This window comes from Dietzia sp. 2505, assembly GCF_040546785.1.
Classification (GTDB): domain Bacteria; phylum Actinomycetota; class Actinomycetes; order Mycobacteriales; family Mycobacteriaceae; genus Dietzia.
The window spans coordinates 90,492-104,430 of the sequence record NZ_JBEPON010000009.1; the positions used below are offsets into that span (position 1 = coordinate 90,492).

The 13,939-nt window shown below is 68.9% G+C and carries 14 protein-coding genes; 12 read left to right on the plus strand and 2 right to left on the minus strand.

Annotated features, from left to right (window positions below):
* Nucleotides 1-23: 23 nt before the first annotated feature.
* Nucleotides 24-518, plus strand: a complete 495-nt coding sequence (locus ABIE38_RS16040; RefSeq protein ID WP_354057968.1) for an SRPBCC domain-containing protein — start codon at nt 24-26, stop codon at nt 516-518.
* Nucleotides 519-633: 115 nt separating this feature from the next.
* Entirely contained in the window at nt 634-2,193 is a 1,560-nt protein-coding gene (locus ABIE38_RS16045; protein WP_354057970.1) for an HNH endonuclease, read from the plus strand.
* Nucleotides 2,194-2,202: 9 nt separating this feature from the next.
* Here ABIE38_RS16045 and ABIE38_RS16050 read toward each other — a convergent pair whose 3' ends face one another.
* Nucleotides 2,203-3,627, minus strand: a complete 1,425-nt coding sequence (locus tag ABIE38_RS16050) for an NYN domain-containing protein (RefSeq protein WP_354057972.1) — start codon at nt 3,625-3,627, stop codon at nt 2,203-2,205.
* Between the two features lie 100 nt (nt 3,628-3,727).
* On the opposite strand from ABIE38_RS16050, the gene ABIE38_RS16055 reads away from it, so the two are divergent.
* Nucleotides 3,728-4,588: a mycofactocin-coupled SDR family oxidoreductase gene (locus ABIE38_RS16055; protein WP_354057974.1), complete on the plus strand. Its 861-nt coding sequence runs from the start codon at nt 3,728-3,730 to the stop codon at nt 4,586-4,588.
* A gap of 104 nt (nt 4,589-4,692) precedes the next feature.
* Here ABIE38_RS16055 and ABIE38_RS16060 read toward each other — a convergent pair whose 3' ends face one another.
* Nucleotides 4,693-4,824, minus strand: coding sequence for a hypothetical protein (locus ABIE38_RS16060; protein ID WP_259846053.1), 132 nt, complete (start codon nt 4,822-4,824; stop codon nt 4,693-4,695).
* A gap of 338 nt (nt 4,825-5,162) precedes the next feature.
* Here ABIE38_RS16060 and ABIE38_RS16065 point away from each other — a divergent pair, with 338 nt between their 5' ends.
* From ABIE38_RS16065 to ABIE38_RS16105, 9 genes are all read left to right on the plus strand, one after another.
* A complete protein-coding gene (locus tag ABIE38_RS16065) occupies nt 5,163-6,404 on the plus strand; it encodes a fatty acid desaturase family protein (RefSeq protein WP_354057976.1) in 1,242 nt (413 codons plus the stop codon).
* Between the two features lie 168 nt (nt 6,405-6,572).
* Nucleotides 6,573-7,169 (plus strand): TetR/AcrR family transcriptional regulator, encoded by a 597-nt coding sequence (locus ABIE38_RS16070; RefSeq protein ID WP_354057978.1) that lies wholly within the window; start codon nt 6,573-6,575, stop codon nt 7,167-7,169.
* A gap of 503 nt (nt 7,170-7,672) precedes the next feature.
* On the plus strand, nt 7,673-7,903 hold the full coding sequence (locus ABIE38_RS16075; RefSeq protein WP_354057980.1) for a Flp family type IVb pilin: 231 nt from the start codon (nt 7,673-7,675) through the stop codon (nt 7,901-7,903).
* Between the two features lie 90 nt (nt 7,904-7,993).
* Entirely contained in the window at nt 7,994-8,386 is a 393-nt protein-coding gene (locus tag ABIE38_RS16080; protein ID WP_354057982.1) for a TadE/TadG family type IV pilus assembly protein, read from the plus strand.
* The gene (locus ABIE38_RS16085) at nt 8,374-9,315 is read left to right on the plus strand and encodes a pilus assembly protein TadG-related protein (RefSeq protein WP_354057984.1); all 942 of its coding nucleotides are present in this window, start codon (nt 8,374-8,376) and stop codon (nt 9,313-9,315) included. Before ABIE38_RS16080 ends, ABIE38_RS16085 begins: the two co-directional genes overlap by 13 nt.
* A 15-nt stretch (nt 9,316-9,330) precedes the next feature.
* Entirely contained in the window at nt 9,331-10,059 is a 729-nt protein-coding gene (gene cpaB / locus ABIE38_RS16090) for a Flp pilus assembly protein CpaB (protein ID WP_354057986.1), read from the plus strand.
* The gene (locus ABIE38_RS16095; RefSeq protein ID WP_354057988.1) at nt 10,056-11,429 is read left to right on the plus strand and encodes a CpaE/TadZ family protein; all 1,374 of its coding nucleotides are present in this window, start codon (nt 10,056-10,058) and stop codon (nt 11,427-11,429) included. The genes cpaB and ABIE38_RS16095 overlap by 4 nt, the downstream gene beginning before the upstream one ends.
* Nucleotides 11,426-12,982, plus strand: a complete 1,557-nt coding sequence (locus ABIE38_RS16100; RefSeq protein WP_354057990.1) for a TadA family conjugal transfer-associated ATPase — start codon at nt 11,426-11,428, stop codon at nt 12,980-12,982. Before ABIE38_RS16095 ends, ABIE38_RS16100 begins: the two co-directional genes overlap by 4 nt.
* Nucleotides 12,979-13,926: a type II secretion system F family protein gene (locus tag ABIE38_RS16105; protein WP_354057991.1), complete on the plus strand. Its 948-nt coding sequence runs from the start codon at nt 12,979-12,981 to the stop codon at nt 13,924-13,926. Before ABIE38_RS16100 ends, ABIE38_RS16105 begins: the two co-directional genes overlap by 4 nt.
* Nucleotides 13,927-13,939 lie beyond the last annotated feature (13 nt).

The window sequence follows — 13,939 nt, forward strand, 5'->3', positions numbered from 1 at the left end:
CTCTCTGATCGCGAGGAGACGCCATGTCCACCACGCCCACGGCCTCCGGATACCTCGACGACTCGGGATCGGTCGTGTTCCCCCGCCGCCTGCCCATGTCCCGCGAGCAGGCGTGGGTCGCCGTCACCGACCCGGCCCGCACCGCCCGGTGGATCGGCCCGTGGTCGGGTGACCCCGCGTCCGGCACCGTCCAGCTCACCATGACCGCCGAGGACGGCGATCCCGTCGACGGCGTCGAGGTGGTGACCTGTGACGCCCCGGGCCTCCTGGTGGTGCGGACCGGTCCGGGCGGGTGGCTGCTCACCGTGAGGATCGAGGGCGACGACGGCGAGGCCGTCATCTCCCTGGAACAGGACATCGCGGACGCCGAGTCGGCCTCCTCGATCGGTCCCGGGTGGGACTACTACCTGGACCGGTTGGTCGAGGCCGAGGCGGGGCGGGACCCGGACGCGCTGAGCTTCGAACCCGACTACTACCCCGGGCTCGCCGAGTACTACCGGTCCCTGCTCGGCGGCTGAGCGGTCCGCGGCGATCACGTCGGTCGTGGTCAGAACGCCGTGTCGTACCCCGTTGCTAGTGTTCCCCTATCGAACACACGAGCGATCGGCTCGCTATCGGCGAAGGGGGAGGCGGATGCCGGCAGAACACGGTTCGGGGATCGCGGCGGCCGGTGTGGCCGCCCTCGACGCCCTCCGCACAGAGAACCGCGCCGCTGCCGCCCGTCTGCAGGCCTGCCACGATCTCCTGGAATTGTGCGAGGAGGAGCAGTTCGCCCGCGACGTCGAGGCCGGCTACTACGACCCCGACGGGCCGGAGCGCCCGCGCGACCACGCGGTGCTCGACCCCTTCGACGTCGCCTGTGCGGAACTGGTCGCCACGTACGGCGTCCATCACCACCGCGCGTCGGCGATGCTCACGCTGGCCAGAGAGCTCGTCATCCGCTTCCCGGGGATTGTCGAGGCGATGGGGTCCGGTCTCCTGGACGAGCGCACGGCGGGGATGCTCGTCCGGCAGATGCGGACGGTCGACCACTCGGTCCTGGACGCTGTGCACCGACTGGTCGTGGACTGGTTGCTGGACTCCATCGGCTCCGGCGAGCGGCCCGGCCGCAACGCGATCCTGGCCAAGACCGACAGCATCATCGCCGCCTTCGATCCGGAGGGGGTCCTGGCCAGGTGTGCCGCAGCCGCGCGTGAGCGTCGGGTCAGCGTCCGGCGCGGGGTGGACGGCATGGCCGAGCTCCGTGCACACCTCACCTCGACCGAGGCGTCCGCGATCCACGACGCGCTCGACCACACCGCCGGGGAGCGGTTCGATCGCGAGAAGCAGGCCCGGATCGAGGCCGTCCGCAACGGCACCGGCCCGGCGTACGACCCGCATGCCCGTACCCGTCAGCAGCACCGGGCGGATGCCCTCGTCGATGCGATCCTCGGTACCGGCGATCAGGGCGAGGGCGCCGGTGACCAGCGGGACGGCAGCCGACCGACCGGATCGGTGCCCACGCCGCAGATCAGACCGACCATCACCATCCTGGCCCCGCGCGGACCGGGCGAGGAGCCCGAGGTCTACCTCCCGCGAGGCGGCCCCGCGTCGATCGACGCACTCATCGCCCTGCTCGCCCGCAGCGTCGGCGCCCACATCTCCCTCCCCGACCCCGAGGCCGGGTCCACGGACTCGGTCGGCGGTGCGCGCCGCTACCGGATCAGCGCCGAGCTCGCCCGCCGGATCCGGCTACGCGACGGCACCTGCCGTCACCCCGGGTGTTCGGTCCCCGCCCAGGACTGCGACGTGGATCATGTCGTGCCCTTCGACCATTCGGACCCGGACCGGGGAGGCCAGACCGTCGAGGCCAATCTCATGTGCCTCTGCCGGCGGCACCACAGGTTCAAGACCTTCCACACCTGGTATTACCAGCTTCTGCGGGACGGAGCGCTGACCGTCGTCACGGAGAGTGGTCACACCATCACCACCCTCCCCGACGGCCCCCTGGCCAAGTGGCGGGACCGGACGCGCAACGGGTCCGAGGCACCTCCCGGACCCGGCTCCCCCGAGCGACCCTGGCTCCGCTCCCGGCCCCTCAGCACCCACTGGTACAGGCGGGCGTGCCGGATCGCCGCGCAGCGACGCGAGAACGCGGCCGCGGCTCGGGACGACGGGCTGGTCGGTGACGACCACGACCCCCCGCCCTTCTGACCTCCCCGGTCAGCGGTGCTTGAGCAGAACCGCGCGGATCCCCTCATGGAATCCGTCGCGCAGCCGGACCCGCTGCGCCTCGGTCAGGGTGAACTCGTTGAGCATCTGACAGGCGAACTGCAGTAGAGGGCGGTCCACCGCCGGCGGGAGCACGCCCCCGGAGAGCAGATGGGCCTGGTCGCGCTGCTCCTCGGTGGCGGCCTGCTCGTACCACCAGGTCGCGTACTGCTGGCCCACGTCGAACGGCGTCTGCTCGCCGGACGAGGTCCACACCTCCTCCGAGAGGGGCACGAACTTGGAACGCAGCGGGCGGCGGTGAGGCGCCATCATCGACGGGCTCGGGCGCGACGACCCGTTGGGCGGGGGCCCCGGTGTCGAGGTCCTGGCCTGGGCCCGAGCCGGGGACGGCGGCTGCGACTGGGGCTCGGAAACTTGAGGCACGGGTTCTTGGGGCTCGCTGTGCCGGGGGTCGACCTCCGAGCGCTGGAGCTGTTGCGGTGACTGGGGCTGGGGCTGCGGCTCTGACTCACGGACCTTCCCCTCCGGCCCTGTTCCGGCGCCCGGCTGCGCGCCCCGCCCGTTCACGGGCGTCGATCCCGCTGCGGTCTCGGCGCCATCGATCTCGTGTGGATGGGGCTCATCAGCATGAGACCCGGAGATCGCCGCACAGTCCTGTTCGTCGGCCGCCCGCTCCTCCGCGTCGGCGGCCCGCTCCTCGTCGGCGATCGTCAGGTTTGTCTCGTCGGCCACCGAGGTGGCGGAGGCGCGATCGGACCGGAGATCCACCTCGACCATTCCCACCGACTCCTCGCCGACCGGCTCGCTGGCGTCGTCGCCGGGCGCGGTGGGCCGCTCGGCGGAGGATCGCACCTTGGGCGGGATCGGCCCCTCCAGAACCCTGATCTGCATGGCGTCGTGGAAATCGGTGCGCGGATCCAGCACCAACGTCGTGTCGCAGGCGTGGCGCAACGCAGAAGAGATGGAGTCCCAACCGAACCCCACCAAGTGCATCCGCACGCCGGCGTCCACCGCCACCCGGACCCCCGGGATCATGTCGGCGTCCCCGGTGACCAGCACCATGTCGGAACACTGCCCCTTGTAGGCGGCCTGGATCATGTCCGCGACCAGAAGTGTGTCGACGGCCTTCTGGGTTCGACGCTCGCCCCATTCGATCAACTGACCCGCACGCAGCTGCACGCCCTCGATCACCCGGAGCGTGCGCTGATAGCGGTGCGGACCCGAATCCGGGATCCCGTCGTACCAGTTCTGTCGCTGGACCGGCTGGTCCACGAGACCGTGGGCGACCTGATCTAAACGGTGCACGACCGTGGCCAGGGATATCTCCAACTGACCGCGCGCACCCTCCTCCCAAGAGTTGTAGAAGCTAGCTAGTAGATACGAGGTATCCACTAGAACCAGTGTCCGTTCGAGCATGATGATCACTACCTATCACTTTGTCTACGTTGGACTTCCAGCATGCCGCAGGGCGGACGACCCCGCAGGGCCCGCCACCGATCACCGAAGGGCACCCACCATGTCGAGCCCCACCGCCACCCCTCCCGAGCTGACCGGAATGGTCGTGCTGGTCACCGGGGCCGCCCGCGGGCAGGGCCGGGCCCACTGCGAGGCCTTCGCGGCCGCCGGGTGCGACGTGATCGCCCTGGACCTGTGCCGCGACATCGAGACGGTCCCCTATCCGATGGCCCGGCCGGAGGACCTCCGGGCCACCGCGGAGGCCGTTCAAGCGCTGGGGCGGAGGTGCGTGACCGCGGAGGTCGACGTCCGCGACCTGTCCGGGATGCGGGAAGCCGTCGATGCCGGGGTCGCCGAACTGGGCGGACTCGACTTCGTGGTGGCCAACGCCGGGGTGTCTCCCCAGCCCAACGCCTCCTGGGAGCGCTCCGAGGAGGAATGGGACACCACCCTGGACATCAACCTCAAGGGCACCTGGGTCACCACGACGGCCGCGATCCCCCACATCCTGGCCACCGGCCGGGGCGGGTGCGTGGTGATCATCAGCTCGATGGTCGGACTCCGGGGCGCGCCGTTCACCGCCAGCTACACGACCTCCAAGTGGGCGGTCCGCGGGCTGGCCAAGTCGCTGGCCGGCGAGCTCGGCTTCTCGGGCGTGCGGTGCAATTCCATCCACCCCGGCAACGTCCGCACCCCCATGATCGAGAACCCGTCGATGATCGCCATGATGACCGGGGGCGAGGGCACGACGCTCGAGGACGCGGCCGAGACCTTCAGCGGCATGAACCAGCTGCCGGAGCCGTGGGTGGAGGCGTCGGCGATCTCGTCGATGGCCGTCTACCTGTGCAGCTCCGCCGGCGCGGGGATCACCGGGGCCTCCATCCCGATCGACCTGGGCGGAAGCGAGAAGTTCGGGTTGTGACAGGTCGGCCCCGAGAACGCACGACGGCCCGCCTCTCGGGTGAGAGGCGGGCCGGTGTGATGCGCTGGCTCAAGGGGCCGGGGATGTTACCCGGCCGCGCCTGATCAGGTGGACGGGGTGGGCGCCACCGGGCGGGGAACGCTGACCGTCGAACCGGTGGCGGTCCACACCAGAGTCCAGAAGATGTCGACGATGGGCTGGATGGCCTGCAGGAAGATGTCGTTGGCGCTGCTCATGATGTGTCCCCTTGTGATCCGTACTGAAAGCGTACTTGCGTATCTGGCGGTCTGGTGGTCCCCGTTGCCGCCGGACGGGCTCCAGTAATCTCCTCGAGCCCCCCGCGGCGCGTGACAACCCCTATGTCGCCGCGAACCCGGTCGACGTTACACAACCGTGACAAACGATGTGGCATCGTCGCGCTCCGCCGCTGGCCAGAGCACCCTAGTCTCGATGCGAGCGGGGTCGCCGGGCCCCGGATCGAGGCTCTCCGCCATGTGGTCGATGCCGAGAATTCAGTGTGACCCAACCGACTAAACCCTACCTACGCGACCGTAAGTTACGGTACCGTAGGTTTATGGCTATCACGGACATCCCGGAATTCGCGCACCTCTCCGAGGCCGACATCGAAGCACTCGGTGACGAACTCGAGCAGATCCGCCAGGACATCATCGGCTCCCTCGGCGAGCGGGACGCGACCTACATCCGCAACACGATCCGCTTCCAGCGCGCCCTCGAGGTGGGCTCTCGCGCCCTGCTGATGGTCGGTTCGCGCAACCGCACCGCGTGGGCCATCGGCGCCGGTGCGCTCGGGCTTTCCAAGATCGTCGAGAACATGGAGCTCGGGCACAACATCATGCACGGGCAGTGGGACTGGATGAACGACCCGGAGGTCCACTCCACCACGTGGGAGTGGGACATCGTGGGGACCGCCGAGCACTGGAAGCAGACCCACAACTACATCCATCACAAGTACACCAACATCGTCGGCCTGGACGACGACGTGGGGTACGGGGTGCTGCGCGTGACGCGTGACCAGCGCTGGCATCCGTTCTTCTACGGCAACCTGGTCTACAACGCGGCCCTGGCACTGCTGTTCCAGTGGGGCGTCGGTATCCAGCATCTCGAGCTGGGCAAGGTCGCGAAGGGGCGGGACGACCGCCGCGAGACCATGAACAAGCTCGGCCTGTTCGCCAAGAAGGCCGGACGCCAGCTCGCGAAGGACTACGTCTTCTACCCGGCGCTCTCGCGCAAGGGCTGGAAGTCCACGCTGACGGCCAACCTCGCCGCCAACGGCATCCGCAACGTGTGGACCAACGCAGTGATCTTCTGCGGGCACTTCCCCGACGGCGCCGAGAAGTTCACCAAGAAGGACGTCGAGAACGAGACGCGTGCCGAGTGGTACCTCCGGCAAATGCTCGGTTCCGCCAACCTCACCGGCGGGCCCGTCATCGACTTCCTCTCGGGCAACCTGTCGTACCAGATCGAGCACCACATCTACCCCGACATGTCGTCCAATCGCCTGGCCGAGGCGTCGGTCCGGGTGCGCGAAGTGTGCCGCAAGTACGACCTGCCGTACGTGGCCGGCCCGCTGCCCGTGCAGTACTTCAAGGCGTGGAGGACCATCGCCAAGATGTCGCTGCCCGACCACATGCTGCGACGCACGGCGGACGACGCCCCGGAGACGCACTCCGAGCGCATGTTCGCGGACCTGCCCAAGCCCCTCCCCGCACAGGAGGAGGGACAGCGGGCCGGCCTGCAGACGGCACTCGCCTACTCGGCGAAGCGGCGCGCCCGCAAGGTCGCCTCGGCGGTCTGACCCGCCCGGCCTCCCTCCCGACGCCCCGACACCGAAACCGGTGTCGGGGCGTGGAGTTGTTTCGATCCAGGAACGGGATCCCGGCGATAGGCTGACCCTCTAGTCGGCAGCGGCCCGCGCTACAGCGGTCGAGCCGAAGGCCTGTGAATCACGACGACGGGAGCCACCATGGAGGACCGGCGCATGCTCATCGCCGACTCGGCGATCGAGGTGGTGGCCAGGGACGGTGTCCGCGCGCTGACCCACCGCGCCGTGGACTCCGAGGCCGGACTGCCCTCCGGCTCGACCTCCTACTATTGCCGGACCCGTGCGCAGCTCCTCTCCCTCACCGTCGACAGGCTCACCTCGCTCCTACGCGGGTTCGTCGAGGTGTCCGGGATCCAGGAACTCGCCTCCTCCGATGCCGACGACGTCCTGGCGATGCTCACTCGGATGATCGAGGGCCTCCTCGCCGACTACCGCGGCGAACTGGCAGCCCGCTCCGCGCTCATCATGGAGCTCACCGGCAAGGACGACACCACAGATCTCGTGGCCGCCCTGCTCGACCCGAGCGACCTCCTCGGCGCTCTTGACGCCGCCGGGCTGCGCGACCCCGCCGCCGCCGCCCTTGACCTCCTGGCCGTGTACGAGGGGCTGCTCTGGGAGCGCACCGTGGGCCGGCTGGCCGGCGCTGAGGTCGACCACGAACACGACGCCGACCTCCTGGGGTCCGCGCTGTCGCGCCACGAGCATCGCGGCGGACGCCTCTTCGGCCTCCTGCGCTGATTTCCCGCCCCTGAGGGGCGACAACCCGAACATCTTCCTGCGCGTGGCTGCACCGCGCTTCCTGACGCTCGTCCAAACTCGGTCTCGGCGCCACTTAGGCTCACTTGGCTTGATTTTTAAGGTTCTCACAGTCTAGAGTTCCGCCGCAGAAGCACCGTGACATGTCAGTCAAGTGTCAAGTCTGTCTGTTTCGAGCCTCTGCCACCCCTCCGTCCGAGCATTCTCACAGCTGGCCATAACCGTTGTGCGGGTGCATGTATGCGGTGTTCAGTTGCGAATCCGGGTCGCCCTTGCGGCTCCGGGTTCGCCTGGACGGACCGTGCTGGACCGGTTCGGCCGCCGCCCGGCCGAGGCACTGGGGTGAACTCAGGCAACGAATTAATCAGTTTGTTTTGACAATCGAGACCGATATGCCATAGTGATTCTCGTCACTGATTCGCAACGAATCGGACGCACCCCTCCCCTCGGGTCGACCGACCCCCGCACCAGAAGGACGGTTCATCATGAGCCAGGCAGCCGCTACCTACTTTTTCACGCTCTACGCCCTCGTCAACGATCGCTTCCAGGACCGCAAGGACCGCGGCGCTACGGCCGTGGAGTACGGGCTGATGGTCGGGCTGATCGCGGTGGCGATCATCGTGACAGTTGGCTTTCTCGGTGGTCGCCTTGATGGCCTTTTCCAGCAGGTCCTGACCGCGCTGCCCGGCGGCGGCGCCGGTGGCGGCGGAGAGTAGTCCAGCGGCTTACTCCGGCGCAGTGCCCAGTCTGGGTGCTGCGCCGGAGTCAGTTTGACCCTTCACGCCCCTCTCCCCTCGAGGACCGCCATGACCAGACCCCTCAGCGACCGCGGAGCCGCGGCCCTGGAGTTCGCCCTGGTCGTGCCGGTCCTCCTCGCCCTCGTCCTCGGAATTATCGAGTTCGGTCGCGCGTACAACATCCAGACCACGCTCTCCAACGCCGCGCGTGACGGGGTGCGGGTGATGGCTTTGGAGAACAGCGTCACCGCAGCTCGGACGGCCACGCGGAACTCCGCCAGTCCCCTGGATCTCAGCCGGGCGACGATCAGCGTCACCCCCACCAGCTGCGCGGCGACGGCTACGACCCCTGCCGGCACAGCGACGGTCACCATCACCTACCCGCTCGAGCTGCTCTCCGGGTTCCTCCCGATCGACGACTTCACCCTGACCGGCAGAGGGACCATGCGATGCAACGGCTGAAGGACGACCGCGGGGCGGTCAGCGTCATGGTCGCGCTCCTAATGATCCCCCTCATCGGCTTCGCCGCCATCTCGGTCGACATTGCCTCCGTCTACTCCGAGCGGCAGCAACTCCAGACCGGTGCGGACGCCGCAGCCCTGGCTATCGCCCAGGACTGCGCACGCGGCAACTGCCGCACCCCCCGGGACACGGCCCAGCAGTTCATCACCGCCAACACCATCGACACCGAAGCCACCGCCGGGGTGGTACCGGTACCCACGCCGTCGTCCGGGCGGGTGTCTGTGACGGGCTCCGGAGTGCGCGAGCACTGGTTCGCTCCCGTCCTCGGCATCAACGAAACCGCGATAGCAGCATCCGCCACGACAGGGTGGGGCGCCCCCACCGGCGGCAGAGCGGTTCTTCCCCTGACCTTCTCGCTCTGTGACTTCCGGGCACAGACCGGTGGGGGGATGCCCTCGGGAACCGTCAAGCGCACTATCTTCGCGTCCAAGACCGCCGGAGCCAACGGGTGCACAGGCCCCTCTGGAAACCACGTGCCCGGCGGGTTCGGTTGGTTGGCGGCGAACTCCGGCAGGTGCAGCGTCGCCAACCGGATCAACGAGGTGCTCTGGAGCGACCCCGGCAACTCGGTCCCCAACGCCTGCACCGACGCCGACCTCGTCGCTCTGAGAAACGCGACCGTACTCATCCCGATCTTTGACGAGTCCGGGGATTCCGGCAGCAACGCCTGGTACCGCGTGTACGGATACGCCGCCTTCCGGATCACCGGCTATCGCTTCTCCGGTCGCGAATGGAACAGCAGCTGCAAAGGCAACGAGCGCTGCATCGAGGGGTACTTCACCCGCTTCGTCGACATGTCCGACGACTTCGACTACGGGCCCTCCGCCCCCGCCATGGGCGCCTCAGTGGTGGCCCTGCTCCCCCGATAGGTAAGTGAGTCCCCAGTGAATCGTCGCGTCGTGGCCATCGTGGCCGCCGTCCTCCTCGCGGTGCTCGGCGCCGTGATGCTGATCAGCTATGTCAACAACGCCGATCAACGAGCGATGGCCGACATGGAACCGGTCAGCGTGTTGGTGGCCACCGGTCCCATCTCCGAGGGCGCCCCCGCCGAGGCGTTGGCAGAGCTGATCGCCACCGAGTCCATCCCCGCAGCAGCGGTGGGGCCCGGCGCCGTCTCCGACCTCGCGGAGCTCGACGGACTCGTGGCCGTGACCACTCTGCAGCCGGGCGAGCAGATTCTCGCTGGCAGGTTCGCCGACCCGGCATCGATTCTGAAGCCCGGGGAGATCCCGGCACCGCCGAACCTCCACCAGGTCTCGATCCCCCTCGCCGCGCCGAGGGTTCTCGGCGGGACCCTGACCCCGGGGGCAACCGTCGGGGTGTTCATCTCGAAGGGGAATCCGGAGAGCGAGACTCATCTCGTCCTCCACAAGATCCTGGTGCTCAGGGTGCAGGGCGGCATCACCCCACCTTCCGACGCCGAGTCGGAAGCCGATCCAGCCACCGCGGCAATGCCCGACGGCGGCATGATCGTCACCCTCGCGGTCAACGCCCGCGACGCCGAGACAATTGTGTTCGGCGCCGAACACGGAACCATCTGGCTTTCTGTGGAAGGACCCGAAGTGCCCCAGGACGGTACCCGCATCGTGACTCCAGGGAACGTGTACGAATGAGCCGCATCGTAGTGCTGACCGAGTCCGCCGATCTCCGCGATCGGGTCCGGGCCGTGGTGGGAGATAATCTCGTGGACCTGCCCCTGGGTCCGCTTCCCTCCGATCCCGCCCGACTGCTGGCCATGTCCGGAGGAACCCAACCGCTGGCCGTGGTGGTCATCGACACTGGTCCCCACGACCAGGCGGCCGCTCTCGACCTGGCGGCCGGACTCCGGCCCGACCACACGGGGATCTCGGTGGTGCTGGTCAGTGACCGGCCCGAGGAGATCGGCTTCGCGGCCATGCGGGCCGGCGTGAGCGACATCGTGCATCCCGGTGCCGATCCGGGTGAACTCGGGTGGGTCCTGGAACGGGCCCGCCGAACCTCTCGAACCGGCCAGTCCGAGTCCAATGGCGGACCCGGAGGTGCCGCCAACGGCTCGGAGACCCCACCCGGCCGGGTGATCAGCGTGGCCTCCCCGAAGGGCGGCGTCGGCAAGACCACCGTCGCCACCAACCTCGCCGTCGGACTGGCCCGGGCCGACCCGCACTCCACGGTCCTGGTCGACCTCGACGTCCAGTTCGGCGACGTGGGCAGCGCCCTCAACCTCTCGCCGGAGTACACGCTGGTGGACGTCGTCCACGGACCCGCCGCGCAGGACACGATGGTGCTCAAGACCTTCCTCACGCAGCACGAGACCGGCCTGTACGTGGTGTGCGGGCCGGGATCACCCGCAGAGGCCGATGCCATCGGGGTGGAAGACGTCAGCCGGTTGCTCCAGACCCTGGCCTCGGAGTTCCGCTACGTGGTGGTCGACACCGCCCCGGGCCTGACGGAACTCACCCTCACGGTCCTGGACAACACCCACGACCTGGTCCTGGTGACGAGCATGGACGTTCCGGGGGTGCGCGGACTGCGCAAGGAGATCGACATCCTGCGCGAACTCGGGATGGTCTTCACCGGCCGCCACGTGGTCCTGAACTTCGCCGACACCCAGAACGGCCTCACCAAGACGGATGTCGAGGCGACCATCGGCGCCGCGGTGGACATGATGATCCCCCGCTCGAAGGGTGCTGTCGCCTCGGTTAACCAGGGCCTCCCCCTGCTGCAGAACGACAGACGCGACCCGGTGACCGCCCAGCTGAGGCAGCTCGTGGGCCGGTTCACCCCGTCCGCCGCCCGCACACCGAAGTCCGCGTCGGCGGTCGGGAAGTTCCTGGGCCGCCTCAGGCCAACGCCCGCGCCCGCAGGGACACCGAGCGCGTCGGGTTCGTCGATCTCGACGGGATCAGCGAGTTCGCCGGGCACCCGGTCCGAGGGCCGGCACCGGCTACACAGAGGCGAGAACAAGGGCGACACCCGGGGAGAGAACCGAGGAGAGCAACGATGAGCCTGTCCGAACGGCTCAGGGCCGCCAAGTCCCCCGACGTCGGCACCACCGCGATGTCTGCTGTCGCTCCGGCGCCCCCGGCCGCGGCTCCCCAGGCCACGACTGCTGAGCCCGGGCCGAGCCCCGAGCGACGCACACTCACCGCCCGCAAGGCCGCCCCACACGCGACCGGAGCCGACGCCGCCGCGACTCCGGCTGTCCCCGTTCCCGTCGTCACCCCGCCGACCGACGAGCCCTCGACGCCCTCCGCGGGCGGCGACGCGCTGTCCAAGCTCAAGGAACGCGCCTCGTCGGCTCTGTTCGAGCGGATGGGGGCGCGGTTGAACAACCCCTCGCTCACCGAGGAGCAACTCCACGCTCTGGTGCGCAGTGAGCTGAACCAGGTCGTCGAGGAGGAGACCGTCCCGCTGACCAGTGAGCAGCGCAAGCGGCTCATCGCCGACATCCAGGACGACGTCCTGGGCCACGGCCCACTCGAACGACTGCTCGCCGACCCCACCGTCACCGAGATCATGGTCAACGGGCCGGACATGATCTACATCGAGCAGAGCGGCAAGCTCTCCCGGAGCCCCGCGAGGTTCACCTCGGAGGAGGACCTGCGTCGAGTGATCGAGCGCATCGTCTCCCGGATCGGTCGACGAATCGACGAGTCCTCCCCGCTGGTCGACGCCCGGCTGGCCGACGGCTCCCGCGTCAACGCCGTCGTCCCGCCCCTGGCGGTCAACGGTTCGTCCCTGACCATCCGCAAATTCTCCCGGGACCCCTTCAAGGTCCCCGACCTGATCGGCTTCGGGACGCTCACCCCGGAGATGGCGGAACTCCTGCAGGCGTGCGTGCAGGCGCGGCTGAACATCATCGTCTCCGGCGGCACGGGCAGTGGCAAGACCACCCTGCTCAACGTCCTGTCCTCGTTCATCCCCGAGGGCGAGCGCATCGTCACCATCGAGGACGCGGTGGAGCTGCAGATGCAGCAGGACCACGTGGTGCGGTTGGAGGCCCGGCCGGCGAACATCGAGGGCAAGGGCGAGATCAGTATCCGCGACCTCGTGCGCAACTCCCTGCGTATGCGGCCCGACCGCATCGTGGTGGGCGAGGTCCGTGGCGGCGAGACCCTGGACATGCTGCAGGCGATGAACACCGGCCACGACGGGTCGCTGTCGACGGTGCACGCCAACTCCCCCCGCGACGCGATCGCCCGGTTGGAGACCCTCGTGCTCATGGCCGGGATGGACCTCCCGCTGCGCGCGATCCGTGAGCAGATCGCCTCGGCCGTGGACGTGATCATCCAGCTCACCCGGCTGCGCGACGGCACCCGACGCGTCACCGCGGTCACCGAGGTCCAGGGGATGGAGGGCCAGACCGTCACCCTGCAGGACGCCTTCCTGTTCGACTACTCCGCGGGCCTCGACGCGAACGGGAAATTCCTCGGCAAGCCGGTCCCCACGGGTGTCCGGCCGCGGTTCACCGACCGCTTCAACGAGCTGGGCATCACACTCTCGCCGCGGGTGTTCGGCGCCACGAACTCGACCGGTCCGGCGGGCAAGCCGCGGTGACCCAGAGCAGCCTCTCCCCGGCGGTCATCGGAGTCGTGGCGGTCTCGATCGCGCTGCTGGTCGCGGGATACCTCCTGGTCCGGACGCTCACCCGCACGCGCCTGCCCCGCGAACGGCGGCGCCCCACAGACGCCGACGTGCCGGGTCCCGTGACCCGCGCGTCGACCGCGCTCACGACGGCGATCGACACGATCCTGCGTCGTCGGGGAACCCCCGGCGCCGGGGCGCTGGCGGAGGCCGGGGTGAAGATGCGCCTGCAGGACTTCGTCTTTCTCGTGATCGTGGCCGCTCTCGCCGCCACCGCGGTCGGGTTCGTTGCCTCCGGGCCACTGCTCGGCATCGTGCTCGGCATCCTGACGCCGCTGGCGGCCAGGGTGGGACTCTCCGTCAAGGCCGGTCGCCGCCGGGCCGCCTTCGCCGACCAGTTGGACGATTCCCTCCAGCTGATGGCCAGCAGCCTCCGGGCCGGGCACAGCCTCCTCCAGGCCCTGGCCTCAGTGTCCCGCGAAGCCGAGGCGCCCACCTCCGAGGAGTTCGCCCGGATCATCAACGAGACCCGGGTGGGCCGCGAGCTGGCGCCGGCCCTCGAGGAGACCGCCGAGCGCATGGGCAGCCAGGACTTCGTCTGGGTGACCCAGGCCATCGCCATCAACCGCGAGGTCGGCGGCAACCTCGCCGAGGTCCTCGATGGCGTGGGCCACACCATCCGCGAACGCAACCAGATCCGCCGCCAGGTCCAGGCGCTGGCCGCCGAGGGCAAGCTCTCGGCCTACATCCTCATGGCCCTGCCCATCGGTATCGCGGGGTTCCTCTTCATGACCAATCCCGCGTACATGATCCCGTTCACCCAGAGCCTGCTCGGATACACCCTGATCGTCGTGGCCCTGATCCTGCTGGTCGCCGGCGGGTTGTGGCTGCGCAAGACCGTCAACATCAAGTTCTGACCCCGTCCCCGGC